This is a genomic window from Mameliella sp. AT18 (assembly GCF_028807275.1).
GTDB classification, from domain to species: Bacteria; Pseudomonadota; Alphaproteobacteria; order Rhodobacterales; family Rhodobacteraceae; genus Antarctobacter; species Antarctobacter albus.
In genome coordinates this window covers 1-26,416 of the sequence record NZ_JARAMO010000061.1, presented here as the reverse complement: position 1 = coordinate 26,416, position 26,416 = coordinate 1, and the positions used below count along the sequence as shown (strand labels likewise).

Genomic DNA, 26,416 nt, shown 5'->3' with positions numbered 1-26,416 from the left:
CGTCGTCTTGCCGCAGCCCGACGGCCCCAGGATCGAAAAGAAACTGCCCGGCGGCACCGAGAAGGAGACATTGTCGACGGCGGTTGTCTCACCGAACCGTTTGACGAGATCGGCGCATTCGAGATCAGGGGTCATGCGGGAAGTCCGTTCATTTGGCGGCACCCGGAGAACCGGGTGCCGCCCGTGTCAGATCAGTTGGCGGCCTGGACCCGGTCCAGAACTTCGCCCTCGATGGTTTCCAGGCCGGCGGGAACCGGCGGATACCATTTAATGTTGTCGATGGCTTCCTGCGGGAAGCTGTTCTGGTACTTGGCCTTCAATCCGTCCTCGACGTATTCGTCGGCCCCGGCGGAGGCGGTGAAGTTGCCGGCTGCCGCGGTGATCATGGCCGCGATTTCCGGCTGCATGACAAAGTTGATCCACTCATAGGCGACGTCGTCGGCCTGGCCCTTGGCAGGCAGGACAAAGGTGTCGATCCAGCCCAGGGCGCCCGATGCCGGGGCGACAAAGGTGATGTCGGCGTTGTCGTCGTTCAGCTTCCAGCCGCCGGTGTCCCAGGCCATCGAGGCGGTGACTTCGCCCGAACGGACAAGGTTCATCAGCTCGTCGCCGCCACCCCAGTAGGTTTTGACGTTGGCCTTGCACTCGGTCAGCTTGGCTTCGACCTTGCCCATGATCTCCTTGTACTTTTCCTCGTCGCCGTAGGCGGCAAAGGGATCTTCGCCCATTGCAAAGGCAAAGCCGATCAGCGTCGGGCGCTTCAGGCGGTAGGTCACCTTGCCTGCGACGGCCGGGTCGCAGAGGTCGGTGTAATCCTTGACGGTGTCCCCCGCCTCGGCGGTGTTCAGCACCAGGCCCGAAGTGCCCCAGACGTGCGGCACGCCGTAGACTTCGTCGTTCACGGTGGTGTTGGCCATCGTCGCCATCAGCATCGAGGGGATGAAGAGCGACTCGTCGATTTTCGACATGTCGATCGGCTTGTAGATGCCGAATTCCATCTGCGGGCCCATGACGCGGTCCTGGCTGGGCTGGACCAGGTCAAAGCCGCCGCCGCCGGTGGCGCGCAGCTTGGCGATCATTTCCTCGTTGTTGGACTTGGTCACTTCGACGGTGTGGCCGGTCTTCTGCTCGAACAGTTCGATGACCTCATCGGGCGCGTAGCCGCCCCAGGTCAGCAGGCGCAGGGTGTCGGCGGAGGCCGTTGTGGCCATCCCCGCGATCAATGTGGTGGTCAAAAGGATGGTTCTGGACATGGGTCTCTCCTCTGTCGGGTCGTGGTTCTGTCCCGGGCTCTGCGGAAAAAAGGGCAGGGCGTGCCCGGGACGATTTGAGCCTTATGGGCCTCTTGTTTGACGTTTACATGAAATCAGCGTGATTCCAGAAGGTTGCCCCGGCGGAAATCCCGCCGGAACAGGGGTCAGAGCGCTGCCTTGAACAGCGCTGTCAGGTTCTGCTCGGTCAGTTCGATCGGGTTGCCGCCGCAAGACGGGTCGATGATCGCGCCCTTGACCAGCGTCGGGATCGCCTCTTCGGTCACGCCCAGATCGGACAGGCGGCGCGGGATGTTCAGGCTGTCGTTGAGATCCTGCACGAAGGCGCGGAACCCGTCAAAGCCGCCTTCGATCCCCAGGTAGGCCGCCGCCGTGTCGAAACGGTCGCGGATGGCGTCCGCGTTGAACGCCAGCACCGTGGGCATGCAGACCGCGTTGGTCGTGCCGTGGTGGGTGTTGAAATGCGCGCCGATGGGATGGCTCATGGCATGGATCGCGCCAAGGCCCTTCTGAAAGGCAGTTGCCCCCATCATGGCGGCGCTCATCATCTGGGCGCGGGCCTCGATGTCCTGGCCGTTGGCAAAGGCGCGGGGCAGGTACTCCTTGACCAGCCGCATGCCTTCCAGCGCGATGCCCTGGCTCATGGGGTGGTAATGCGGGCTGCTATAGGCCTCGACACAATGGGCAAAGGCATCAAGGCCGGTGCCCGCGGTGATAAAGCCCGGCATCCCCACAGTCAGCTCCGGGTCGCATATCACGACCTGCGGCAGAACCTTGGGGTGAAAGATGATCTTCTTTTCATGTGTCTCGGAATTGGTGATGACGCTGGCGCGCCCCACCTCCGAGCCCGTCCCGGCGGTGGTCGGCACGGCGACGATGGGGGCGATGACGTCCGCATCCGCACGGGTCCACCAGTCGCCGATGTCCTCGAAATCCCAGACCGGGCGCGTCTGACCGGCCATGAAGGCGACCATCTTGCCCAGGTCCAGGCCGGAACCGCCGCCAAAGGCGATCACGCCGTCGTGGCCGCCGTCGTTGTAGGCCTTCACGCCCGCTGCCAGGTTCTTTTCGTTGGGGTTCGGGTCCACGTCGGCAAAAAGCGCGCGGCCAAGGCCCGCCTGTTCCAGCACGTCCAATGTCTGCGACGTGATCGGCAGGTCGGCCAGTCCGCGATCCGTGACCAGCAGCGGGCGAGAGATGCCCGCCAGCGCGCAGGCACCCGGAAGTTCAGAGATGCGGCCCGCGCCGAACTTGATGGCGGTGGGGTAGGACCAGTTTCCGGTCAGGCTCATTTCGTCACCTTCTTCAAGTGATAGGATTTGGGGCGTGTGAGGTTGTGATAGCCGATGATCGACAGGCCGCCGCCGCGCCCGGTCTGCTTGCAGCCGGTCCAGCACAGGCCTGGGTCGAGGTAGTCGGCCCGGTTCATGAAAACGGTGCCCGTCTCGATCCGGTCACCGACCCGTTCCGCGCGCGCCAGGTCATTGGTCCAGAGCGAGGCGGTCAGGCCGAAATCGCTGTCGTTCATCAGGGCGATGGCCTCTTCATCGTCCTTGACCTTCATGATGCCCACTACGGGGCCAAAGCTCTCGTCGCGCATCACGCGCATGTCGTGGGTCACATCGGTCAGGATCTGCGGCGTCAGGTAGGTGCCGCCGTCATCCTCGGGGAATGTGTCGATATGGGCGGTTGCGCCGGCCTCGACGGCCTCGCTGATCTGGGCGCGGACCTCGGCGGCGAAACGGGCGTTGGCCATCGGGCCGATGGTCGTCTCCGCCTCCAGCGGGTTGCCCAGCTTGTAGCCCCGGACCACGGTCAGCGCCTTTTCAAGGAAGCTGTCGTAGAGCGATTCATGCACGTAGATCCGTTCGATCCCGCAGCAGCACTGGCCGGAATTGAACATCGCGCCGTCGATCAGCGTGTCGACGGCCGCATCCACGTCGGCGTCCTCCATGACATGGCCCGGGTCCTTGCCGCCCAGTTCCAGCCCGATGCCGGTGAAGGTGCCCGCCGCCGCGCGCTCCATCGCCTTGCCGCCACCGACAGAGCCGGTGAAGTTCACGAAGTCAAAAGCCTTGGCGGCGATCAGGTCAGAGGTCGTGTCATGGCTGAGGAAGACGTTCTGGAACACGTCCTCGGGCACGCCCGCCTCGTGGAAGGCCCGGGCCATGCGTTCGCCGACCAGCAGGGTCTGCGTGGCATGTTTCAGCATCACCGTGTTGCCCGCTATCAGTGCCGGGGCCACCGTGTTGATGGCGGTCATGTAGGGATAGTTCCAGGGCGCCACGACCAGCACCAGACCCAGCGGCACGCGCTTGATGTAGCGCTTGAACGTCGCGTCCTCGCCGACCTCGATCGGGGCCAGAGCGGTTTCCGCGATCCCCGCCATGTAGGATGCGCGTTCGTTGAAGCCACTGAATTCGCCGCCAAAGCGCACCGGGCGGCCCATCATATGCGCCAGTTCCGGCACGATCTCGTCGTTCATTGCGCCCACTGCGGCGACACCGGCCATGACCAGGTCCACCCGTTCCTGCAAGGGGCGGGCGGCCCAGGCCGCCTGCGCGGCACGGCCCCTGGCGGCGGCGGTCTTCGCCTCGTCCAGCGACAGCGTGAGGCGTTCGGCAAAGACCGAGCCGTCGATGGGGGAGATGCATTTCAAAGTATTGCTCATTCTGTCCTCTATGGATCGGGCCGGTCGGCCCCTAGGCAAGCTCGAACCCGCGCGCGATCTCGTAGTCGGTCACGACGCGGTTGAAGTCCTCGATTTCCACCTCTGCCGCGCGGGCGTAGTGGGCCACGACCTCTTCGCCAAAGGCCTCGCGCAGCAGGTCGGATTGCATCAGCGCCTCCCGCGCGGCGGGCAGGGTGGTCGGCAGTTCCTGCGCGTCGCCCGCGTAGGCGTCGCCGGAAAAGGCCGGGGCCAGTTCCAGCCCCTCTTCGATGCCCTTGAGGCCCGCCGCCAGCATGGCCGCCATCGCCAGATAGGGGTTCATGTCCGACCCACCGACACGGCATTCGATGCGCACCGCCTTGGATCCGTCGCCGCAGAGGCGGAACCCGGCGGTGCGGTTGTCGATGGACCAGATGATGCGCGTGGGGGCAAAGGTGCCGACCTGGAAGCGCTTGTAACTGTTGATGTAGGGGGCGAGGAAAACCATGTAGTCCGGCGCGTATTTCAGCAATCCCGCGACATAGGTCTTCATCAGCGCCGACATGCCCAGGGCGTCCGCCTCGTCAAAGAAGACGGGCTGGCCATCTTTCCACAGCGACTGGTGCACATGGCTGGACGAGCCGACCTTGTCCTGGTGCCATTTCGGCAGGAAGCTGGCGGCGTGACCCTGCTGGTGGGCGATCTCCTTGACCGCGTGCTTGGCTATGGTGTGGTACTCGGCGGTGTCGAGGGCGGGGGCGTACTTGATGTTCAGCTCTTCCTGCCCGGTCTCCGCCTCGCCCTTGGAATTTTCGATCGGCAGGCCGGCGACGTAGAGATGGTTGCGCACCGGGCGCATCACGTGTTCTTCGCGGCTGGTCAGCTGGATGTTGTAATCCTCGTTGTAGCCGGACAGCGTCGCCAGCTCGCGGAACCCGGATTTGCGGATCTCGTCAAAGCTCTTCTCGAAGAGAAAGAACTCCAGTTCCGTCGCCATCATCGGGGTGAATCCCATCGCTTCGGCGCGGGCGACCATCTTTTTCAGCATGGCACGGGGCGAATGCGGCACGTCCTCATGCGTGTGGTGATCCAGCACGTCACACAACACCATGACCGTGCCTTCTAGCCAGGGCATCGGACGCAGGGTGGTCAGGTCCGGCTTCATCACGTAGTCGCCATAGCCCTTTTCCCAGGAGGTGGCGGCATAGCCCTCGGGGGTCGCCATCATCAGGTCTGTCGCCAGCAGGTAGTTGCAGCAGTGGGTTTCTTCCCAGGCACTGTTCACGAAATGCGCGGCGTGAAACCGTTTGCCCATCAGGCGGCCCTGCATGTCCACGATGCAGGCCAGGACGGTGTCCACCTCGCCGGAGGAGACCTGCGCCTTGAGGTCATCGAATGTCATGGGGCCGGGCATCGGGCAGTCCTTTTGTTGTCTGTCAAAGGGGTGGCCCCGGCGCAGGTTGACGCCGGGGCTTTGGAAATGTCCCCGGGTCGACCCGGGGAGGACGGCGATCAGCCGTAGCGGTAGGGGCGGCCGGCCTTGGCCATGTCCGCGTTGTACTGCTTGAAGATCTCGACGACCTTGGCCTTGGTCTCGGACTCTGCCGCGATCTCGTCCCAGAAGGTGCGCGCGGCCTCTTCGACCGTGTCCCATTCGGCATCGGGGATCGAGGTCAGCTGCATTTTCTCGCCGTTGACGCGCAGTCGCGCCTCGCCGCCCCAGTACCACCACTGGCGGTAGTAGTGCGACTGCTCCATGCAGGTGGCCAGCAGCAGTTTCAGATCCTCGGGCAGCTCTTCCCAGCGGCCCATGTTGGCAAAGAAATGCCCGATCCAGGCGCCGGAAATGTTGTTGGTCAGGAAGTAGTTGGTCACGTCAGCCCAACCCACCGTGTAGTCCTCGGTGATGCCCGACCATGCGATGCCGTCCAGCTCGCCGGTCTGCACGGCGACCTCGATGTCCTCCCAGGGCAGGGTGACGGGCACGACGCCGAACTGGCTGAGGAAGCGGCCCGCGGTTGGGAAGGTGAAGACGCGCTTGCCCTGCAGGTCGGCCAGGCTGTTGATCGGGTCCTTGGTGGCGAAGTGGCAAGGGTCCCAGCTGCCCGCGCTGATGTGCTTGACCCCGACCTTGGCGTATTCCTCGGCCCAGATCTCGTTCAGGCCGTACTGGTTGAACAGCACCGGCACGTCGAGCGAATAGCGCGAGGCGAAGGGGAAATAACCACCGAAGACCGTCACCTCTGTCGGCGAGGCCATCGAGTCGTCATCCGATTGCACCGCGTCGATGGTGCCCCGCTGCATGGCGCGGAACAGCTCACCCGTGGGCACCAGTTGGTCGGCGTAGAACAGCTCGATCTGCATCCGGTCGCCGGCGATGGCGTTGAATCGGTCGATGGCCGGTTTCACGACGTGTTCCGCAAGCGCGGCGCCTGCGTAGGTCTGCATCCGCCAGGTGATGGTGGACTGCGCCAGGGCCGGAGCGGCCAAGGGTGCGGCGGCAACGCCCACACCGGCGGTTTTCAGAAACTTTCTTCTCGAAGTCGTCATATCCGTTCTCCTTGTTGAAAATCTGTCCTCTTTTCGAGGCTTCTGAGGGGTTATTTTCCGTAAACGAGGTCCGGCAGCCAAAGCGCGATCTGCGGGAAGATCATGACCAGCGCCAGTGCCAGCACCATCACCAATGCGAATGGAATGATCGAGCGATAGATGTCCCGAAGGCCGATTTCAGGCGGCGCCATCGCGCGCATCAGGAAGAGGTTATAGCCGAAGGGCGGGGTCATGTAGGCGATCTGCGTGGTGATCGTGTACAGCACACCATACCAGATCAGGTCGAACCCCAGCGCGCCCACCAGCGGCACGTACAGCGGTGCGACGATGACAAGCATGGCGGTGTCATCCAGGAAGGTGCCCATGATGATGAAGGACAGCTGCATCAGGATCAGGATCATCCAGGGGCTGAGCCCCAGCTGCTCGGTGAACAGCGACTCGATGGCCCGCACGGCTCCCAGCCCGTCGAAAATCGCGCCAAAGCCCAGGGCGGCCAGGATGATCCACATGAACATGCAGGAAATGGCCAGCGTCTGGCGCACCGAGGTCTCGAAGACCTCGCGGGTCATGCGGCCCTTCAGGATCGCCGCGACGAAAGCCGCCATCGCGCCGATGGCAGAGCTTTCGACCAGGCTGGTCCAGCCCTTGACGAAAGGCACCATCATCACGGCAAAGATCACAAGCGGCAGGATGCCCGCGCGCAGCAGGCGCAGCTTCTCGGCCCGGCTGACATTGCGTTCCTCCGCGGGCAGGGGCGGGCCAAGCTCGGGCTGCACCCGGCAGCGGATGTAGATGTAGATGATGAACATCGTGGCCATCATCAGGCCGGGGATCACACCTGCCAGCCACAACTGTCCCACGGGCTGCCGCGCGATCATGGCGTACAGGACCAGCACCACAGAGGGCGGCACGAGGATGCCCAGCGACGAGCCCGCCTGGATCACGCCCGTGACCATGATCTTGTCATAGCCCCGGCGCAGCAGTTCCGGCAGGGCGATAGTTGCCCCGATGGCCATGCCAGCCACGCTCAGCCCGTTCATGGCGGAAATCAGCACCATCAGCCCGATGGTTCCGATGGCCAGTCCGCCGCGCACGGGCCCCATCCAGACATGGAACATCCGGTAGAGATCGTCTGCGATCTTCGATTCCGACAGGACGTAGCCCATGAAGATGAACATCGGCAGCGTCAGCAGCGGATACCATTTCATCAGCTTCATGGCCGCGGCAAAGGGGACGTCGACGCCCCCCGTCCCCCAAAGCAGCAGCCCGGCCAGCGCGCCGACAAAGCCGATGGCGCCGAAAACGCGCTGCCCGGTCAGCAGCATCAGCATCATGCCCGAGAACATGAGGATGGCGATCATTTCATAGGACATCAGATCTCCACCCCGCGGATGCGGCCGATGTCACGGAACAGCTCGGCGAGGGTTTGCAGCAGCATCAGGAAAATGCCGAAGGCCAGGATCAGCTTGACCGGCCAGAGGAAGGGCCGCCATGCGGTCGAGGACCGTTCGAGATAGCCAAGTTTCTCGCCCGCCGCCTCGAAGCCGCCGGTGAAAAGCGCGCCGAAGAACTCGGCGAAATATTCCAGCGGCTGCATCCCGAAATAGCCCATCGCATAGGCGAGCGAGCCAAGCGCGCCGTAGAGCAGAACGACGAGGTAGAACATCAGGAAGAAGACGGTGAAGGCGTCGACCCAGGCCTTGGTCTTGACCGACCAGCCGCCATAGAACAGGTCCATCCGCACATTCGAGCCCAGCTGGATCGAGTAGGGGCCACCGAGGATGTAATAGGCCACCATGACGAATTGCGCGGTCTCCAGCGTCCAGAGCGAGGGCAGGAATGCCACCTTTGACACCGAGGACCACAGCAGCACGCCCACCAGCACAAAGATCAGGTACATGGCGATGCGCCCGATGAAGCGGTTCATCGCGTCGACGCCATGCACGAACCCGGTGATGATCCTAGGCATCCGTCACCTCCGCGGGAATGGCGGCCAGCGCAGGACGCAGCATTGCCAGCAGTTCGGTGGCGATGGCCTGCACGTCCTCCAGCGTGGTCAGCAGGTCGTTGCGGACCTCGATCATCACGTTGGGCAATCCGCGCGAGATGCCGTGGAGTTTCAACGAATGCGTGACGCCGTCCCCGGGGCCGTAGGGCTTGTTGCGGTCGACCTGCCGACCGTCTTCGGCGGGCTGGGCCAACATCACGTCGGCCAGCCGGCTGTCGCTGTCGTGCAGGATGCCGATTTCGGTGCTGCGGGTCTCGCCGTGGTAGACCGGGGTAAAGCTGTGCACGGTGACGATGGCCCTGGGCCTGTCGGCAAGCAGCCTGTCGACGGCCTCGCAGAAGGGGCGATAGACGGTCTCGACCCGCTCTGCCCTTTGCGCCGGCGTCAGGTTTGCGTTGCCGGGGATCTCCACCACTTCCGAACGCACGGGCATCGCGGCCTCGGCCTCTGGCGGGCGGTTGATGTCATAGACCAGCCGCGACACGCGACCGGCCACCAGGGGCGAATCAAGCTCCGTCGACAACATGCGTGCCAGCGCCAGCGCCCCCGGGTCCCAGGCGGCATGGCTTTGCCGCCACTCGGGGCGCAGCCCGAGATCGCCGTAGCGCCCGGGTATATAGGCCGACGCGTGCTCACACAGCAGCAGGGCGGCGCCCGTGCCTTCGGCATTGATCACGCTGACGGCGGTTTCGTTGCCGCCGTGGTCGCTTTCCGACATTCACGTCTCCCCGTTCTGAAAAAAATTTTCCACATCCACGCAGGTTGTGTCAATATTTCTTCACAAGGCGGCGGGCAGATTCATGCGGTTGACACGCATCGAGACGGGTTTCGCCCAAAATGCAGCGTTGACGATGCAAGGAAGTGAGCCGTGACACAGCCCAGTTCGACCGTCCGGGAATTGATCCGGCAGCACTATTCGGACCTGACGCAGTCAGAGCGCAAGTTTGCCAATGCCCTTCTGGAAAACTACCCGGCGGCGGGGCTTGCCTCGATCACCATCGTTGCGGGGCAGACCGGGGTGTCGACGCCCACGATCGCGCGCATGGTGCAGAAACTGGGGTTCAAGGGGTTTCCGCAGTTCCACAAGGCGCTGCTCAAGGAATTGCAGGCCAAGGTCTCCGGCCCGACAGAACGGCGCGCGAACTGGGCGACAGAGGCACCCGAGTCGCACCTGCTGAACCGCTTTGCCAAGGCGGTCACGCAGAACATCCAGACCACCTTCAGCAATGTGCCAAGCGAGGCCTTCGATGCTGCGGCGCACCTGCTGGCGGACACGGATCATACGCTGTTCATCGTCGGCGGGCGGATCACCCATGCGCTGGCGGATTACGCCTTTACCCACCTGCAGGCGGTGCGGCCCCGGGTCATCCACCTGACATCGTCCTCGGCAACCTGGCCGCATTACCTGCTGGACATGGAAAGGGGCGATACGCTGCTGATGTTCGACATCCGGCGATACGAGTCTAACCTGTTGCGCTTGGCGGAACTGGCGCGGGACCGCGGCGTCGCGGTGGTGCTGATCACCGATCAATGGTCCAGCCCAGTGGCCGAGATCGCGACGCATAGTTTCAACTGCTGGGTGGAAATCCCCTCGGCCTGGGACTCCAATGTCTCGACGCTGATGCTGCTGGAGGCGCTGATTTCCGCAACCCAGGAAGAGGCCTGGCCGAACACCAAGGACAGGTACGAACGTCTGGACAGGTTGTTCGAGCAGACACGGCTGTTCCGCAAGCCGGGCGGGGCCTAGGGCGCGGGCTACGACGCGGGCGCCGCCTTGTCGGACAAGGCGTTGCGATAGCCGTCGTTGATGACCCGGCGCATGGCCTCCTGTGCCTCGATTGGTGCGCCGGAGGCAATGGCCGCCGCGACGGTGCGGTGCCGGTCGACGACAGTCTTGCGCCGCTCGGGAAAGGTGGCGACGCTTTCGGACATGAACAGGGAATAAAGCGCGGTCTGCACGAGGTCGCCCAGAGACTGCAAGAACCGGTTTCCCGAGAGGCGTAGCACCTGCTTGTGGAACTCGTAGTCCGCCAGGGCGAAATCCGCCCGGCTTTCGGCCTTTTCCAGCGCGTCACAGAGCGAAAAGAGACCGTCGCAGTCGATCTGGTTGACCCGCCCGGCAGCCTGCGCGGCGGCGGCGGGTTCAAAGATCATCCGGATCTCGAACAGTTCCTCGTAATAGCGCGTCGGATTCTTGACCGAGGCATGCCAGCGCATCACGTCCTGGTCGAACATGTTCCAGCCATCCGCCGGGCGCACCTGGGTGCCGACCTTGGCCTTGGACTGGATCAGCCCCTTGGCGATCAGGGTTTTCTTGGCCTCGCGGACCACGGTCCGGGACACGCCGAACATCTCGCACAGGTCCGGGTCCAGCGGGATCATCGTCTCGGGCGGGTATTCCCCGGCGACGATGGCAAAGCCCAGCTGGTCGACCACGAAGCTCGTGTGATTGCTCGCGCGGTCGGCCCCGCCGTGGACAAGCGTCATGAGTGAGCGGCGGAGCCAGTCGTTGTTCGTCGTCTTGCCTGCGTCGCCCAAGTCAGCCCTTTCTGCAGCACGATGAAGGCAAAGAGCAGCCCCCCGATGACGATCTTGGTCCACCAGCTGGACAAAGTCCCGTCAAAGACGATGTAGGTCTGTATCAGTCCCATGATCAATATGCCGAAAAAGGTGCCCGCGACATAGCCGTAGCCGCCCGTCAGCAAGGTGCCCCCGATGACCACGGCCGCGATGGCGTCCAGTTCGACACCCACGGTGGCCAGCGAATAGCCCGCCGAGGTGTAGAGCGAAAAGACGATGCCCGAGAGCCCGGCCAGCCCGCCGGAAATTGCATAGATCCCGATGGTGGTCGAGGCCAGCGGCAGGCCCATCAGCTTGGCGGTCTGACCGCCGCCGCCAAGGGCGTAGACATTCTGTCCGAACCGCGTGCGGTGCGCCACCAGGATGCCGACGAGGAAGGTCAGCACCATGATCCCGCCGATCAGCCGGAACCGCCCGCCCGAGGGATCCTTCCAGTAAAGGCCCTGCAGGACATCGTAGAATTCATGCGTGATCGGCACGCTCTCGGTCGACAGGACATAGGCCGCGCCGCGCGCCAGGAACATGCCCGCAAGGGTGACGATGAAGGGCGGCATTTCAAGGTAGTGGATCAGCGCGCCCATCGCGGCGCCAAAGGCGGTGGTGATCATCAGCGCCAGCGCGAAGGCCAGCAGCGGATGCATCGAGGTATCGCGCAGCACGACGGCCAGGAAAACCCCGGTGAAGGCGATGACCGACCCGATCGACAGGTCGATGCCGCCCGAGAGGATGACGAATGTCATGCCGACCGCGGCAATCCCCAGAAAGGCGTTGTCGGTCAGCAGGTTCGCCACGACCCGCGTCGACAGCATCGACGGGTAGGCAGAGGCGCAGAGCGCATAGGCCAGCACAAAAGTCGCCAGCGTGACCAGCAGCGGCAGGTGGGTGGAGCGGATCATTGCGCCTCTTCCTTCTGCGTCTTGGGCAAGGGGGCCGTGTCGGGTTGCGGCTGCGGCCCCGAGGCGCGCAACATGTAGACCAGGGTGCTGATGCGTGGGCTCTGGATCACGAGGATCGCCAGGATCAGCAGGGCCTTGATGACAAGGTTGAACTCGGGCGGCATGCCGGACAGCAGGATCACAGAGTTGACCGACTGGATGATCAGCGCGCCGATCAGCGAGGCGAGGATGGAAAAGCGCCCGCCCAGCAGCGAGTTGCCCCCGATCACGACCGCCAGGATCGCGTCCAGCTCCAGCCAGAGCCCGGCGTTGTTCGCATCCGCGCCCTTGATGTCGGCGGCCACGATCACCCCTGCCAGCGCGGCACAAAGGCCCGAGACGAGGTACACGCTGATCAACAGCACCCGGCTGTTGATCCCCGCCAGCCGAGACGAGCGTTCGTTGATGCCGATGGCCTCGATCAGCATCCCCAGCGCGGTCCGGCGGACCACGAAGATCACCAGCGCGCCCAGGGTCATCCAGACCAGGATCGGCGTTGGCACACCGGCGACAACGCCAGCGCCAAGGTGGATCAGCCCCTCGTTCGAGAAGGTCAGGATCTTGCCTTCGGTGATCAGCTGCGCAACCCCGCGCCCGGCCACCATCAGCACCAGCGTGGCCACGATGGGCTGGATCTTGAGCACGGCGACAAGGATACCGTTCCAGAGCCCGCAGAGCGCCCCGGCGCCAAGGCCGGCCAGAAGCGCCGTGACCCAGCCGTGCCCCTCGACCACCACCGCCGCCGAGGTGGCCCCAGCGATGGCCATGACCGCGCCCACAGACAGGTCGATGCCGCGCGTGGCGATGACCAGCGTCATGCCGACACAAAGGATCGCCACGGGGGCCGCGCGGTTCAGCACGTCGATCAGGTTGCCAAAGAGCCGCCCGTTGCGAAAGTCGATGTCGAAGAAATCGGGAAAGACGACGAGGTTGATCGCCAGCGCCGCGGCGAGGATCAACAGTTGCGGCAGGATGCGTTTGAAGGTGGAATGCTTGGGGCCGATCATTGGGCGACCTCCTTGGTCGGGGCGTCGTGCTCGGCGATGGCGTGGACGATGTTCTCCGGGGTAATCTCGGCGCCTGCCAGTTCGCGTACCTGTTTGCGGTCGCGCAAGACGATGACGCGCGTGGAATAGGCCACCAGTTCCTCCAGTTCGGAAGAGGCGACCAACAGCGCCATGCCGTCCGCGCGCAGCTGTTCGATCAGGGCGATGATCTCGGCATGGGCGCCCACGTCGATGCCGCGTGTGGGTTCATCGAGGATCAGGAAATCCGGGTTCGTCGCCAGCCAGCGCGCCAGCAGCGCCTTTTGCTGGTTGCCACCGGACAACAGCCGGATCGGCATGTCGAGGCTGGCCAGCCGGATGTCCAGCGCCTTGACGTACCGCTCGGCGATCGCGTTGACCTCGGCGCGGGGGATCGGGCGCATCCAGCCCTGGCTGGCCTGCCGGGCGAGGATGATGTTGTCGCGCACCGAAAGGTCGCCGACGATGCCTTCTGTCTTGCGGTCCTCGGGGCAGAGGGCAAAGCGGTGCTTCACCGCCTCGCGCGGGGTCGAGACAGAGATTTCCTTGCCACGCAGCAACATCCGGCCCTGGTCGGCAGGGACGGCGCCGAACATCAGGTTGGCGGTTTCCGTGCGGCCAGATCCCAGAAGCCCGGCAAGGCCCACGACCTCGCCTTCGCGCAGGGCCAGAGACAGCGGCTCCAGCATCCCGCGTTTGCCAAGACCGTCGACCTCGATCAGCGTGTCACCCGCTTTGGCCGGCTTGCGCTCATGCACCTGGGCCTCCAACTGGCGGCCCAGCATCAGCGTGACAACGTCCTTTTGCGACACGTCCGCCAGCACCCGCGTGCCGACCACGCGACCGTTGCGCAGGATCGTGGCGCGGTCGGAAATCTCAAAGACCTGGTCGAGGAAATGGGTGATGAAGACCACGGCCAGGCCGCGTTCCCGCAACTGCCGGATCACCGAAAACAGCAGTTGCACCTCATCCCGGTCAAGGCTGGCGGTCGGTTCGTCGAGGATCAGGACCTTGCCCGACATCTCGACCGCGCGGGCGATGGCGACAACCTGCTGGATCGCCACCGAATAGGCGGTCAGCGGTTCCGCCGGGTCGATGTCCAGCCCGTAGCCTGCCAGTGTCTCGCGCGCCATCGCGTTCATCCGGCGCCGCGCCATCAGGCCCCAGCGCATCGGCTGTCGACCCAGGTAAAGGTTTTCGGCCACCGTCAAGTTCGGCAACAGGTTCACCTCCTGGTAGACCGTGCCGATGCCCAGCCGCTGGCTGTCGGCGGTGGACTGAGGCGAAACCTCTTGCCCGTCCAGGTGGATGCTGCCGCCGTCGCGCTGGTAGGCGCCGGTCAGGCACTTGATGAGGGTGGATTTTCCGGCGCCGTTCTCGCCCAGCAGGGCGTGCACCTCGCCGGGTTCCAGCCGCAGGTCCACCTCGTCCAGGGCGATGGTGCCGGGGAAAAACTTGGAAATGCCCTTGGCGTGCAGCACAGGGCCCGTGTCATGTGTCATGGCTGACTCTTGTCGGCGGAGAGCGGCATTGCAAGTCCGCGTCCCGGCCTGGTCGAAAATCCGGGGCCGGACGTCAGGAACGCCCGGCCCTGTGTGACCGATGGCTCAGTAGCCCAGGTCTTTCTTCTGCTCGTAGATCGCCTGGTTGTCGTCGGCGGCAGTGAACAGCTTGGACTCCGTCTGGATCCACTTCGGCGGCGTGGTGCCGTCAGCCAGGTAGGCCTCGAGCGCGTCGAGCGCAGGGCCGGCCATGTTCGGCGTCAGCTCGATCGTGGCGTTCATGTCGCCGTTGGCAATGGCCAGGTGCGCGTCCGGAACCGCGTCGATGGCGACGATCAGGATGTCGTCACCCGGGTTCAGGCCCGCGTCCTTGATCGCCTGGATCGCGCCGACGGCCATGTCGTCGTTATGGGCATACAGCGCGCAGATGTTCTCGCCGCCCTCGGCCTTGAGAAAGCTTTCCATCACGACCTTGCCCTTGGACCGGGTGAAATCGCCGGTCTGCGAGCGCACGATTTCCAGGTTGTCGTGTCCGGCGATGGCCTCTTCAAAGCCGGTCTTGCGGTCGATGGCGGGCGACGACCCGGTGGTGCCCTGCAGCTCGACGATGCGGCAGTCGGCGCCGTCCATCTCGTCGACCAGCCATTGACCGGCAACGCGGCCTTCGTGCACCAGGTCCGAGGTCACGGCGGTCAGGTAAAGGTCGTCGGGTGCGTCAACCGTGCGGTCCAGCAGGACGACGGGAATATCCGCGTCCTTGGCCTCTTCCAGCACTTCGTCCCAGCCGGTGGCGACCACGGGGGCCAGCAGGATCGCGTCGACGCCCTGGGCGACAAAGCTGCGGATCGCCTTGATCTGGTTTTCCTGCTTCTGCTGGGCGTCCGCGAATTTCAGGTTGATGCCGCGGTCCGCGGCCTCCTGCTTGGTCACGGTTGTTTCCGCGGCACGCCAGCCGGATTCCGAGCCGATCTGCGAAAAGCCAATGGTAAGATCAGCGGCGAATGCGGTGACCGGCGCAAAGGCGATCGCCCCCGCAAGAAGGGTCTGTCTGAGTTTCATGATGTCCTCCCATTCTGTGCGGTCCACGACCGCCACGAGATTATTAAGTATTATTTTATCATTTTTGTAAACCGGCTTTGGTCCGACTGCTGTCGCGGCCCTGAACAGGCTGGTTTCTGGCCCTGTGGCAGGCATTTGGCGGTGTTGGCCGTCAGTGATCCGGACTGTCCAGAAGGCTCAAGAATGATTTGAGCACAGGCTGATCATGGCCGTCTTTCCAGATCATGCAGACCTCGATTCGGGGCGGGGTCCCCTCCAGATTCAGGTAATGCGCACCCTTGCGGGACATCTCGGTCATCGAGCGCGGGACGAGGGAAATCCCCAATCCGGCGGCAACAAGACCGATGATGGTCTGCATCTGGATCGCTTCCTGGTGAATCCGCAGCGCTCTCCCGTGTGCGGCGTAGTGATCTGCCACCGCGTCGTAATAGGCGGGTGCCACATGGCGGGGAAAGAAGATCAGCGGTGCATCGGCGATCCGGTCGAAGCTGATGGAACCGGCGGCAATCGCGTCCGGTGGCGCCCAGCGGTCCGGGACCACGGCAACCAGAGGTTCGCTGGGCAGGGGGTGGTGGGACAGCGAGGGCCGAAAGGCCTCGCCGGGCCGGATGATGATGCCCGCGTCGATGTCGCCGTGTGCCAGCGCCTCGAACTGCATGTCGCTGGTGGCCTCGCGCAGGTCGACCCGAACGTCGGGAAAGGCATCGCGGAAGCGGCGCACCAGGTTCGGCAGCAGGCCGTAGCTGGCGATGCTGACAAAGGCGAGCCGCAGCTCTCCCAATTCTCCCCGTGCGGCACGCCGGGCAATGGCCGGCAGCCGCTCTGCCTCTGCCAGGACCTGGCGCGCATGGCCCAGCCAGATTGTCCCGGCAGGGGTCAGGGCCACGCTCTTGCGCGTGCGGTTGAACAGCTGAACGCCCAGGGACTCCTCAAGCGCGCGTATCGACATGCTGAGTGGCGGTTGTGTCATGTTGAGCCGTTGCGCGGCCCGTCCAAAGTGCAATTCCTCGGCGACCGCGATGAATTGCCTGATTTGCCGAAGGTCCATTCCACCACCCTTCTTATATGCTGCGCGAATTAGTAGGCCATTTTCTATATATTTTACAGAAATCTTGATCTTGCCTAGCCTGCCGGGGCCAGCGTGACGGAGACGTGACGTGACTGGTGAATGTGGAAAGTGAGGAGGTTTTCATGCAGGGCGTCGTCACGAGAACAGAGGGCAACCCCACGGCCGGGATCGTGCTGATGTGCGTGGGCGTCGCAAGTCTCAGCGCCAATGACGCGCTCGCCAAGTTCCTGGTTTCGGACTATTCGCCCCTGCAAATCCTGTTCCTGCGCAACGTGATCGCCTTGCCCTTTGCCATTCTGCTGACCTTGAAGATGGGGGGCGCAGGGGCCTTGCGTTCGAGGCGGCCGGCGGCGCATTTGGTGCGGGGCGTGCTCTGGATTGGCGCGACACTCCTGTTCTTCACCAGTTTCATCTATCTCGACCTGGCAGAGGCCACGGCGCTGATCTTTGTCGCGCCCCTGTTCATCACCGCCATCTCGGCGGCCTTCCTGAAAGAGCGGGTCGGGCCCAGGCGCTGGTTGGCGGTCTGCGTCGGGTTTGTCGGGGTGCTGATCGTCATCCGCCCCGGGGCCTCGGCGTTTCAGCCTGCGTCCATGTTGCCCGTGCTGACTGCCTTTCTCTATGCCTTGCTGATGCTCAGCGCGCGTTGGGTCGATGCAAGGGAAAGCGTCTGGACAATGCTGCTGTACCTGACCGGGGCCAGCGCCTTTCTGAGCGCTTTCATCGTGCCCTTTGTCTGGGTGCCGGTTCAGCCGGGCGACCTGTGGTACTTTGCGGCGATTGCCCTGTTCGGCACGGCGGGCATGACGATGATGACACAGGCCTTTCGCCTGGCCCCGGCCGCGATTGTCGCCCCGATGGACTACACCGCGATTGTCTGGGCCACCGCCTTTGGCTGGCTGATCTGGGCCGAGGTGCCTGACCGCGCAGCGTTCTACGGTGCGGGCGTGATCATCGCCAGCGGCCTCTATGTGATCTGGCGCGAACGCAGGGTCGACCTATCGCAGGGGTGACGCGGCGCCTCAGTCCTCTGGCCCGATTCCGAAATACAGCAGGTACTTGTCGATGGACTGCGCGATCACGGTTTCCGGATCGTCGGGGCCGGGCATGCCGTAGATATGCGTGCGGATGCCGATGTAGACGATCCCGCCGTGCAGGTTCCAGATATCTTCCATCGTTGGCCGGGTGTCACCTTGTGCCAGGGCCTCTGTTTCGGCCAGCACGGGGCGGAGAATCACATCGCCGAGGTGCATCAGGTAGCGGCGGTTCAGAACCGCGCCCGCCAGGCCCGAGGACATGAAGATCCGCATCCAGTCCCGCTCGAAGATCAGCCCGCTGTACTCGGTGTAGAAGGCCAGCAGCCGGGCACGCAGGGGGACGGTGCGATCTGTCAGACGATCGGGCCAATCCGGGGACAGACGATCCAGGTAGACCTTTTCATAGACCGCTTCCAGCAGCTCGTCCTTGGTCGCGAAGTAGTTGAAAAGAAGGGATTGCGTGACGCCCAGCCGCTTGGCCAACTGGCGCGTGTTCCCCTCCAGCCCGACCTCCGCAAAGAAGCGCACAGCCTCGTTCACGATCTGCGCGCGGCGCTCTTTCGGGGGCAGGCGCCGGCGCGCCGTTCCTGTCTCGGATTCTGCGTTTTCGCTGTCCAACCGACCGTCCATCGTTTTGCCTCTGTGACCCCGTTTAGCAGTTTTTACTTGAACTGTTCATCTTTTTATAGATCATGCGATCAACAAAAGTGAGCAACTGCTCAATTGCGTCGGGGAGAGGCGCAAGGACCAGACGGGAGGAGATCGCCATGAAGGCATCGGCGGGCGGATATGCCCGGGCCAGGGACGTGCGGCACGCGCTTGACCTGCTGGCCGCGTCGGACGGCATGGGCCGGATCCTGGCGGGCGGACAAAGCCTGGTGGCCGCGATGAACATGCGCCTGTCCGAGGGGGACATGCTGGTCGATATCTCGCGCATAGACGGGCTGGCCGGCGTCACCCACGAAGGCGCTGTGCTGCGCATCGGTGCCCTGACGCGCCATGCGGATGTCGGGGCCGATCCGCTGGTCCGGGCGCATGCTCCTCTGTTGTCCGCCGCTGTCGATCACATCGCCCATGCAGCCATCCGCAACCGGGGCACCATCGGCGGGGCCTTGGCCCACGCCGATCCCGCGGCCGAGTTCCCCGCCTGCATCCTTGCGCTGGGCGCCACGCTGCACGCCGAAGGCCCGGAGGGAACGCGCGAGATCGCGGCAGAGGACTATTTCCAGGACGTGTTCACGACGGCCCTGGCAGAGGACGAGATCCTGACCGCCGTCACCATCCCCAAGGCGGAAACGGGCGAGGTGCAGGTTCTCGAAGAGGTCGCGCGCCGGTCCGGCGATTATGCGCTGGCGGGAATGTGCCTGGTCAAACGGTCAGCGGGGCACCGGCTGACGGTGTTCTCGGTCGGGCCGACGCCCCTGCTGGCAACGGATGCGATGGCGGCTTTGGACGCAGGGGACATGGATGGGGCCGTAGCGGCCCTCAAGGATGCACTCGACCCGCCATCGGACACGCAGGCCAGCGCGGCTTATCGCAAACATCTTGCCGGGGTTCTGCTGCGCAGGGCCGTGGCCCGGATCGGAGAGCAACAGGCATGACAAAAGTCTTTTCGGACAAGGTGGACATTGCACTGACCGTGAACGGAGAGCCGGTCGAGGGCCGCGTTCCGGCGGGCCAGCACCTGGTGGACTTCTTGCGGCAGACCCTGGGCCTGACCGGGGCGCATGCCTCTTGCGAACATGGCGTTTGCGGTGCCTGCACCCTCCGCGTCGACGGCCAGGCCGTGCGCGGCTGCCTGATGTTGGCCGCCCAGGCCGACGGGGCAGAGGTCTGGACGGTCGAGGGGCTGACCGAACAGGGCAGCAGCCGCGACCTGCAACAGGCCTTCGTGGCGCGCAACGCCCTTCAATGCGGGTTCTGCACCCCGGGCATGATCGTTGCCGCCGAGGATCTTCTGGCGCGGGGTGGCGTCCCGTCGCGTGCGGAGATCCGCGAGCATCTGTCGGGCAATTACTGCCGCTGCACCGGCTACGAGGCCATCGTGGACGCGGTCGAGGGTGTGGCGCAGGCGCGCGCCGGAAAGGGGGCGGCATGAGTATCGCATTCGGAAATCCTGACCGGCCCAATTCCTACATCGGCAAGACGGTGCCGCGTCCCAACGCGGAGAAACTGGTGCAGGGGCGTGGGCGCTATGTCGACGACATCACCCTGCCGCGCATGGTGCATGTGGCCTTTGTCCGCGCGCCGCTGGCCCACGCCCGGATCATCGGCATCGACGCCGAGGCGGCCAAGGCGGTCAAGGGCGTGCTGCGGGTCTTTACCGGCGCCGACCTGGCCGAGGTTTGCACCCCCTGGGTGGGCGTGCTGGCGCATCTCAAGGGACTGAAATCCCCACCGCAGCACGCGTTGGCCGTCGACCGCGCCTGCTGGGTCGGAGAGCCGGTGGTGGCCGTCGTCGCCACGACACGCGCCGCGGCCGAAGAGGCCGCAACGCTGGTCGAGGTCGACTATGATCCGCTGCCGGCGGTGACCGACACGATGACGGCGCTGGATGCGGATACGCCGGTAATCCACCCCGACCTGGGCGACAACCTCGCCTTTCGCCGTCTGCACGAAGAGGGCGACGTCGACGCCGCGCTGGCCAATGCGCACAAGGTCGTCTCTGCCCGGTTTCGCACCGCGCGTCATACCGGTGTCACGCTGGAGCCACGGTCGATCCTTGTCGACTGGAACCCGGCCGAAGGACAGATGACCGCGTATCACGCCACGCAGGCGCCGCACATGATGCAGACGGTGCTGGCCACGCATCTCGACATTCCCGAAAGCCGCGTGCGCGTGATCTGCGGTGACGTAGGTGGGTCCTACGGGATCAAGGTGCACGTCTACCCCGACGAGGTGGCAACCGCCGCGATTTCACGGGTCATGGCGCGCCCGGTCAAGTTCGTCGCCGACCGGCTGGAGAGTTTCACCTCTGACATCCATGCCCGCGACCACGAGATCGAGGCCAAGATCGCCGTTGCCGAGGACGGCAAGATCCTGGCCATCGACGTGGACGACTGGACCGGCATCGGCCCCTATTCGGTCTATCCGCGGACCTCGGCCATCGAGGGCAACCAGGTGGTGAACCTCTGCGGCGGACCCTACGATTTCGCGAACTACCGCGCGCAGACCACGGTCGTCTTTCAGAACAAGGCGCCGACCTGCCAGTATCGCGCCGTGGGCCATCCCATCGCTGTGGCGATCACCGAGGGGCTGGTGGACATGGCTGCGGCCGCCATAGGCATGGACCCGGTCGAGATCCGGCGCCGCAACATGTATGCCGACGATGCCTACCCGGTCACGTCGCCCGCCAAAATGCGGTTCGAGGGGCTGTCGCACCACGCTTCGATGAACAAGCTCATGGAGATGATCGACTATGACGCGCTGCGTGCCGACCAGGAAGAGGCGCGCAAGCAGGGCAAGCATCGCGGCATCGGGATCGCCAGTTTCATCGAACTGACCAACCCGTCGCCCTTCATGTACGGCATCGGCGGGGCGCGGATCTCGGCCCAGGATGGTTGCACCGTTCGGATGGACCCGGACGGCTCGGTCGTGGCGCTGTCCGGCGTGACGGAACAGGGCCAGGGCACCGAGGCGATGCTGAGCCAGGTCGTGGCCGAAGGTGTTGGCGTGACCCCGGACAAGGTGCGCATCATCACCGGTGATACGCAGGTGACACCCTACGGCGGGGGCACCTGGGCTTCGCGCGGGGCGGGAATTGGTGGCGAGGCGGCGCTGCAGGCGGCGCGCGCGCTGCGCGGCTCGATCCTCGAGGTGGCGGCGTCCATGCTGCAGGCCGATGCGGCCAAGCTGGACATTCGCGCGGGCCAGGTGGTCGATGCCGACAGCGGCGAAGAGCGCATGCCGCTCGAGGAACTGGGCCGCATCGTCTATTTCCGGGGCGACACCCTGCCCAAGGATCTGCCCCGCGAACTGGTGCAGACCCGGCACTTCATCACGATGGACTATCCCTTTGCCTTCACCAATGGCGTGCAGGCCAGCTATCTTGAGGTGGACACAGATACCGGCGTCGTGACCCTGTTGAAACACTGGTGTGTCGAGGACTGCGGGCGCGTCATCAACCCGCAGCTTGTGGATGAACAGATCCGGGGCGGCATCGTCCAGGGGTTGGGCGGCGCGCTCTACGAGGAGATCCACTATGACGAGGACGGCCAGCTGCTGAACGGGTCGATGGCGGATTACCTTGTGCCGATGGCGGGCGAAATGCCGGACATGCAGATCGGCCATGTCGAGACGCCCACCGGCGAAAGCGAACTGGGCGCGAAAGGGGCCGGAGAGGCCGGCACCGCCGGCGCCCCCGCGGCCGTCATGAATGCCATCAACGATGCCCTGCGTCCGCTTGGCGCGCAGGTGACGGAAATGCCCTTCACGCCGGAACGCATCCTGCGTGCCCTGGGCAAGATCGACGACTGAACCAGCAGGCGCGGGAGGCGCCTCGATCAAGGGAGGAAACACATGAAGATCACCGCAATGGCAGCCGCCACCGCGATCCTGATGGGCGGCACGGCCTATGCCCAGCAGACGATCACCGTCAACATCGGCTCGTCGCATCCGGAGGCCAACATCTGGGTCTACGCGATGAAGAACACCTTCCAGCCGGAGGTGAATCGCATCCTGGCCGAGGGCGGCAACGAATACACCGTGAACTGGGTCGAGAGCTACGCGGGCACGCTCTACAAGTTCACCGACACGCGCGAGGCCGTCATGGACGGCATCGTCGACGTGGGCATGGTGGGCACGGTCTGGGAAGGGGCCAACATGCCCCTGCAGAACGTGACCTATTTCACCCCCTTCGCCACCGAAGATCACCGCATGATCATCGAGATCTTCGATGACCTGTCCGAGAACCTGCCCGAGCTGAAAGACAGCTGGGCGCAGAACGGCATGGTGCACCTGTCGTCGCTGATCACCGACAGCTACGACATCTATGCCACCTTCCCGGTCTCCTCGATGGATGACCTGCAAAACCGCAAGCTGAACGCGCCGGGCACCTCGGCCAACTGGCTGCGCGAAACCGGGGCAACGCCGGTCGATGGCGCGTTGACCACCTATTACACCAACATCCAGACCGGCGTGACCGAGGGCACCCTGTCCTTTGCCTCCGGCATTCTGCCGACCCGTGTCTACGAGGTGGCCCCGGAACTGACCCGTGTCGGTATCGGCTCGATGTATTTCGGCGGGATCGCGGCCAACAAGGACTTCTTCGAAGGGCTGCCCGCCCCGGTGCAGGAGGCCTTCCGCGAGGCGGCCCAGGCGACCTCGATCGCGCATGGCGACTATGTCGCCGACCTGGCCGCGCGCGCGCTTGACGAGATGCAGGAAGCCGGGCTGACCATCCACCAGTTGCCCGATGCAGAAAAGGCCAAGTGGGTCGAGGGCCTGCCGAACATCATCGAACCCTGGCTGGAACAGACCGGCGAGGCGGGCAAGACCGTGCTCAAGGCCTATTTCGCGGCCCTGCGCGAACGCGGGGCAACACCGTTGCGGGACTGGGACGAAGGTCTCTGATCGGAACGTGACAGCACGGCACCCGCCCGGCAATCTGATGCCGGGCGGGTGCGCTTTTGAAGGCAGGATCGGGGCATGAGCGAAGACAACACGGCCGAGTTCGACGACGGGTTTGTCCCGTCCTTTTCCGAGGCGCCGCTGGGCGCAGCGCTGGGCGCGGTCGCGGCGGCCATGTCCGCAGTCGGCACGGCGGCCATTGGCGCGCTGATGCTGCTGATCGTGGCCGATGTCATCGGGCGCAACTTCATGAACATGCCGATCACCGGCGTGTCCGAGATCGCGGCGCGGTCTGTCGTGGCCATCGTCTTTCTGCAGGTGCCCGCCGCGATCCTGCAAAAGCGCCTGACACGGGCCGATTTCCTGGTGCGTCGGATCGAACGCGCCTCGCCGTCGGCAGTGTCCGTGCTCGAGGCGGTCTTTTGCATTGCCGGGGCGGTGGTCTTTGCGCTGGTGCTCTGGGCCTCCTGGCCAAAATTCATCCAGAGCTGGCACAGCGCCGAGTTCTTTGGCGTCCAGGGCGTCTGGACCATCCCGACATGGCCCTTCCGCGCGATCACCGTACTGGGGGCCTTCACCGCCGTACTGGCCGCGCTGTATCGGGCGGTTGTCGAACTGCGCGGCATGGGGGCCACGAAATGACCACGCTTGCTTTCGGTTTCGTCCTGATCGGCGTCCTTGTCCTGCTGGTTCTGCTGGGAATGCAGATCGCCTATGCGCTGTTCGGCGTCGCCTTTGTCGGGATCTGGCTGATCCGTGACAACATCGGCCTAGCCTTCCGGATGCTGGAGCTGACGGCCTATTCCGGCATCGCCGATTACCTCTTTGCCACGATCCCGCTTTTTGTCCTGATGGGCTTGCTGGTCAGCGTGTCCAACGTCGGGCGCGACACCTTCGAGGTGGCCGAGGAACTGCTGCGGCGTATGGTCTGCGGTCTGGGCGTCGCCACCGTGGCCGCCAACACGATCTTTGCCGCCGTGACCGGCGTGTCCATCGCCTCGGCGGCGGTCTTTACCCGGGTCGCCGTGCCGGAGATGACGCGCCACGGCTACCGCCCGGCCTTTTCGGCGGGCACCGTTGCGGGGTCCTCGGTCCTCGGCATGCTGATCCCGCCCAGCCTGCTGCTGATCATCTACGGCGTGCTGGCCGAGGTGTCCATCGGTGGCATGTTCATCGCGGGCATCATCCCGGGGCTGATGCTGGCGGGCGGGTTCGTGGCCATGCTGATTGGTATCACCATGCTGTTCCCGCGCTTTGTCCTGGAGGATCCCGACAGCGTCCGTGCGCGGCGATTGGACAGCGAGTTCAAGCCGATGCCGCTGGACCGAATGCTGCTCAAGCTGATCCCCATCGTCCTTCTGGTGATCCTTGTCCTGGGCGGGCTCTATACCGGGTATTTCACCCCGACCGAGGCCGGCGGCGTCGGGGCCTTCGGGGCGCTGGTGGTGGCCCTGTCGCGGCGCAGCCTGGACCGGCACAAGCTATGGCAGGTGATGAAGCAGACCGGGGTGATCTCGGTCTCGATCCTGCTACTGCTGATTGCGGCCTCTTTCTATTCGCGGATGCTGGCCATTGCGGGCCTGCCCAACGCGATTGCCGGACTGGTCACTGAATCAGGGTTCGGACCGATGGGGTTCCTGTTCTTCTATGCCCTGATCATCCTGTTGATGGGCATGATCCTCGACAGTACCTCCATCCTGCTGATCATGGTGCCGATCGCGGCGCCCATCGCGCAGGGCCTGGGGATCGACCTGATGCATTTCGGGATCGTGACGGTCATCGCGGTCGAGATCGGCCTGCTGACGCCACCGTTCGGCATATCGGTCTTTACCGTGCACAACACGCTGAACAATCCGGCGGTCTCGGTCGAACAGATCTTCGGCGCCACGCTGCCTTTCATCGCTGTGATGCTGCTGGTGCTGGTGATCGTGGCGTTCTTTCCGGCGACTGTGACCCTGTTCCTCTAGGCATCACGCGCCGGGTTCGCCCACCTTGGCGGCCCAGCGTTCCAGGATGTCGGTGGCGTCCTGCGCCGAATGCTGGGCGCTGACCATGCTGCGCGCCGGCGCGGGCAGGCCGCATTGCGCCAGCATGTGGTCCACGTCGATGGGAAAACGGGCGCTTTCCGGCAGCTGACCCAGCGCCTGCCCGGCCTGCGCCATGTCGGCGGCATAGTAAAGTTCGCTCACCCCGGCGATCAGCATGGCGGCCACGCACAGGGGGCAGGGCTCGCAACTGGTATAAAGCGCGGTTCCGCGCAGATCGACGGTGCCAAGGTTGCGGGCGGCATCGCGGATGGCCTCCGTCTCTCCGTGGCTCGTCGGATCGTGGTTCATCACCGACCGGTTGATGCCTTCGCCGACGATCTTGCCGTCCTTGACCACCACGGCGCCGAACGGTTCGGTCCCGGGGGTCGTCAGGGCCTCGGCGGAAATTTCCAGCGCGCGGCGCATGAATGCGGGATCATACATCGGTTTTTCCTTCTGCGGCTGCAAAGCAGGCGACCCGTCGGTCGTGAACGTCTGGGGTGCGTTTCGGAAGTTCGCGCTTGCATCGGTCAAAGGCTAGCGGACAGCGCGGATGGAAGGTGCAGCCCGATGGCGGCGACACGGGTGAGGGAACCTCTCCGCCCATCGGCGCCCGGTCGCGTTTCGGGGCCTCCAGATCCGGGATCGTGTCCAGCAGCATCCGTGTGTAGGGGTGCAGCGGGTTCGCGAAGAGGTCCGCGGTCGGCTGGATTTCGACGATCCGGCCCAGGTACATGACGGCAATCACATCGGCCATGTGCCGCACCACGCTGAGATCGTGGCTGATGAAGAGATAGGTCAGCCCCATCTCGCGCTGCAGCCGTTTCATCAGGTTCAGCACCTGCGCCTGGACGGACACGTCCAGCGCGGATGTCGGTTCGTCGCAGACCAGGAACTCGGGCTCTCCCGCCAGCGCCCTGGCGATCGAGATACGCTGCCTTTGGCCGCCCGAAAACTCATGCGGGTACTTGGCGGCATCGGCGGGCGACAGGCCGACGGTCTTCAGCAATTCTCCCACCCGGGCTTCTGCCTGAGCATCGGTGGTGTTGGGAAACAGGGTGCGCAGGGGTTCGGCCACGATCCGTCCCACGCGCCAGCGCGGATTGAGAGAGGCAAAGGGATCCTGAAAGATCAT

Annotated in this window: 26 protein-coding genes; 8 read left to right on the top strand and 18 right to left on the bottom strand. The window is 64.5% G+C overall.

Annotated elements, in window-relative coordinates; genetic code table 11:
• The 9 genes from PVW46_RS07705 to PVW46_RS07665 form a co-directional block, all read right to left on the bottom strand.
• Window positions 1-135 (bottom strand): ATP-binding cassette domain-containing protein (locus tag PVW46_RS07705; protein ID WP_274575471.1); only part of this gene is annotated, 135 nt, incomplete at its 3' end.
• A gap of 56 nt (window positions 136-191) precedes the next feature.
• Window positions 192-1,253, bottom strand: coding sequence for an extracellular solute-binding protein (locus tag PVW46_RS07700; RefSeq protein ID WP_043137015.1), 1,062 nt, complete (start codon window positions 1,251-1,253; stop codon window positions 192-194).
• Window positions 1,254-1,417: 164 nt separating this feature from the next.
• Window positions 1,418-2,563 (bottom strand): iron-containing alcohol dehydrogenase, encoded by a 1,146-nt coding sequence (locus PVW46_RS07695; protein ID WP_069210983.1) that lies wholly within the window; start codon window positions 2,561-2,563, stop codon window positions 1,418-1,420.
• Window positions 2,560-3,942, bottom strand: a complete 1,383-nt coding sequence (locus PVW46_RS07690) for an aldehyde dehydrogenase family protein (RefSeq protein WP_274575470.1) — start codon at window positions 3,940-3,942, stop codon at window positions 2,560-2,562. Before PVW46_RS07690 ends, PVW46_RS07695 begins: the two co-directional genes overlap by 4 nt.
• 31 nt (window positions 3,943-3,973) lie before the next feature.
• Window positions 3,974-5,335: a glutamine synthetase family protein gene (locus PVW46_RS07685; RefSeq protein ID WP_069210985.1), complete on the bottom strand. Its 1,362-nt coding sequence runs from the start codon at window positions 5,333-5,335 to the stop codon at window positions 3,974-3,976.
• Between the two features lie 98 nt (window positions 5,336-5,433).
• The gene (locus tag PVW46_RS07680; protein ID WP_043137003.1) at window positions 5,434-6,471 is read right to left on the bottom strand and encodes a TRAP transporter substrate-binding protein; all 1,038 of its coding nucleotides are present in this window, start codon (window positions 6,469-6,471) and stop codon (window positions 5,434-5,436) included.
• Between the two features lie 50 nt (window positions 6,472-6,521).
• Window positions 6,522-7,844: a TRAP transporter large permease gene (locus PVW46_RS07675; RefSeq protein ID WP_069210986.1), complete on the bottom strand. Its 1,323-nt coding sequence runs from the start codon at window positions 7,842-7,844 to the stop codon at window positions 6,522-6,524.
• Window positions 7,844-8,440, bottom strand: coding sequence for a TRAP transporter small permease subunit (locus PVW46_RS07670; protein ID WP_069210987.1), 597 nt, complete (start codon window positions 8,438-8,440; stop codon window positions 7,844-7,846). The genes PVW46_RS07675 and PVW46_RS07670 overlap by 1 nt, the downstream gene beginning before the upstream one ends.
• Window positions 8,433-9,197: an N-formylglutamate amidohydrolase gene (locus PVW46_RS07665; RefSeq protein WP_069210988.1), complete on the bottom strand. Its 765-nt coding sequence runs from the start codon at window positions 9,195-9,197 to the stop codon at window positions 8,433-8,435. Before PVW46_RS07665 ends, PVW46_RS07670 begins: the two co-directional genes overlap by 8 nt.
• Window positions 9,198-9,347: 150 nt before the next feature.
• Between PVW46_RS07665 and PVW46_RS07660 the strand changes: the two genes are divergently transcribed.
• Window positions 9,348-10,226, top strand: a complete 879-nt coding sequence (locus PVW46_RS07660; protein ID WP_069210989.1) for a MurR/RpiR family transcriptional regulator — start codon at window positions 9,348-9,350, stop codon at window positions 10,224-10,226.
• 8 nt (window positions 10,227-10,234) lie between these two features.
• On the opposite strand, the gene PVW46_RS07655 is transcribed toward PVW46_RS07660, so the two are convergent.
• From PVW46_RS07655 to PVW46_RS07630, 6 genes are all read right to left on the bottom strand, one after another.
• Entirely contained in the window at window positions 10,235-10,966 is a 732-nt protein-coding gene (locus PVW46_RS07655; RefSeq protein WP_043136991.1) for a FadR/GntR family transcriptional regulator, read from the bottom strand.
• Window positions 10,963-11,955: a galactofuranose ABC transporter, permease protein YjfF gene (gene yjfF, locus PVW46_RS07650; RefSeq protein WP_198544008.1), complete on the bottom strand. Its 993-nt coding sequence runs from the start codon at window positions 11,953-11,955 to the stop codon at window positions 10,963-10,965. The genes PVW46_RS07655 and yjfF overlap by 4 nt, the downstream gene beginning before the upstream one ends.
• Window positions 11,952-13,001 carry an ABC transporter permease gene (locus PVW46_RS07645; protein WP_043136988.1) on the bottom strand — a complete coding sequence of 350 codons (1,050 nt, stop codon included), beginning with the start codon at window positions 12,999-13,001 and terminating at the stop codon, window positions 11,952-11,954. The genes yjfF and PVW46_RS07645 overlap by 4 nt, the downstream gene beginning before the upstream one ends.
• Window positions 12,998-14,521, bottom strand: coding sequence for a sugar ABC transporter ATP-binding protein (locus tag PVW46_RS07640; RefSeq protein ID WP_069210990.1), 1,524 nt, complete (start codon window positions 14,519-14,521; stop codon window positions 12,998-13,000). The genes PVW46_RS07645 and PVW46_RS07640 overlap by 4 nt, the downstream gene beginning before the upstream one ends.
• A 105-nt stretch (window positions 14,522-14,626) precedes the next feature.
• A complete protein-coding gene (gene ytfQ / locus PVW46_RS07635; RefSeq protein WP_043137606.1) occupies window positions 14,627-15,580 on the bottom strand; it encodes a galactofuranose ABC transporter, galactofuranose-binding protein YtfQ in 954 nt (317 codons plus the stop codon).
• Window positions 15,581-15,731: 151 nt separating this feature from the next.
• Complete coding sequence (locus tag PVW46_RS07630; RefSeq protein ID WP_069210991.1) at window positions 15,732-16,628, bottom strand: LysR family transcriptional regulator; 897 nt, start codon at window positions 16,626-16,628, stop codon at window positions 15,732-15,734.
• 143 nt (window positions 16,629-16,771) lie between these two features.
• Between PVW46_RS07630 and PVW46_RS07625 the strand changes: the two genes are divergently transcribed.
• The gene (locus PVW46_RS07625) at window positions 16,772-17,662 is read left to right on the top strand and encodes a DMT family transporter (protein ID WP_069211018.1); all 891 of its coding nucleotides are present in this window, start codon (window positions 16,772-16,774) and stop codon (window positions 17,660-17,662) included.
• 9 nt (window positions 17,663-17,671) lie between these two features.
• Here the strand turns inward: PVW46_RS07625 and PVW46_RS07620 are convergent, their stop codons facing one another.
• Window positions 17,672-18,316 carry a TetR/AcrR family transcriptional regulator gene (locus tag PVW46_RS07620; protein ID WP_069210992.1) on the bottom strand — a complete coding sequence of 215 codons (645 nt, stop codon included), beginning with the start codon at window positions 18,314-18,316 and terminating at the stop codon, window positions 17,672-17,674.
• Window positions 18,317-18,453: 137 nt separating this feature from the next.
• Between PVW46_RS07620 and PVW46_RS07615 the strand changes: the two genes are divergently transcribed.
• The 6 genes from PVW46_RS07615 to PVW46_RS07590 all read left to right on the top strand — a co-directional run bounded on the left by PVW46_RS07615 (window position 18,454) and on the right by PVW46_RS07590 (window position 25,221).
• Window positions 18,454-19,287 (top strand): FAD binding domain-containing protein, encoded by an 834-nt coding sequence (locus tag PVW46_RS07615; RefSeq protein ID WP_069210993.1) that lies wholly within the window; start codon window positions 18,454-18,456, stop codon window positions 19,285-19,287.
• On the top strand, window positions 19,284-19,784 hold the full coding sequence (locus PVW46_RS07610) for a (2Fe-2S)-binding protein (protein WP_069210994.1): 501 nt from the start codon (window positions 19,284-19,286) through the stop codon (window positions 19,782-19,784). Before PVW46_RS07615 ends, PVW46_RS07610 begins: the two co-directional genes overlap by 4 nt.
• Window positions 19,781-22,162 carry a xanthine dehydrogenase family protein molybdopterin-binding subunit gene (locus PVW46_RS07605; protein WP_069210995.1) on the top strand — a complete coding sequence of 794 codons (2,382 nt, stop codon included), beginning with the start codon at window positions 19,781-19,783 and terminating at the stop codon, window positions 22,160-22,162. Before PVW46_RS07610 ends, PVW46_RS07605 begins: the two co-directional genes overlap by 4 nt.
• A gap of 42 nt (window positions 22,163-22,204) precedes the next feature.
• Window positions 22,205-23,257 carry a C4-dicarboxylate TRAP transporter substrate-binding protein gene (locus PVW46_RS07600; protein WP_043136966.1) on the top strand — a complete coding sequence of 351 codons (1,053 nt, stop codon included), beginning with the start codon at window positions 22,205-22,207 and terminating at the stop codon, window positions 23,255-23,257.
• A gap of 75 nt (window positions 23,258-23,332) precedes the next feature.
• On the top strand, window positions 23,333-23,896 hold the full coding sequence (locus PVW46_RS07595) for a TRAP transporter small permease subunit (protein ID WP_043136965.1): 564 nt from the start codon (window positions 23,333-23,335) through the stop codon (window positions 23,894-23,896).
• Window positions 23,893-25,221 (top strand): TRAP transporter large permease, encoded by a 1,329-nt coding sequence (locus tag PVW46_RS07590; RefSeq protein WP_043136963.1) that lies wholly within the window; start codon window positions 23,893-23,895, stop codon window positions 25,219-25,221. The genes PVW46_RS07595 and PVW46_RS07590 overlap by 4 nt, the downstream gene beginning before the upstream one ends.
• Before the next feature lie 3 nt (window positions 25,222-25,224).
• On the opposite strand, the gene PVW46_RS07585 is transcribed toward PVW46_RS07590, so the two are convergent.
• Both PVW46_RS07585 and PVW46_RS07580 read right to left on the bottom strand, forming a co-directional pair.
• Window positions 25,225-25,725: a nucleoside deaminase gene (locus PVW46_RS07585; RefSeq protein WP_043136960.1), complete on the bottom strand. Its 501-nt coding sequence runs from the start codon at window positions 25,723-25,725 to the stop codon at window positions 25,225-25,227.
• A partial coding sequence (locus PVW46_RS07580; protein ID WP_274575445.1) for an oligopeptide/dipeptide ABC transporter ATP-binding protein occupies window positions 25,718-26,416 on the bottom strand: 699 nt, incomplete at its 5' end. The genes PVW46_RS07585 and PVW46_RS07580, both read right to left, overlap by 8 nt.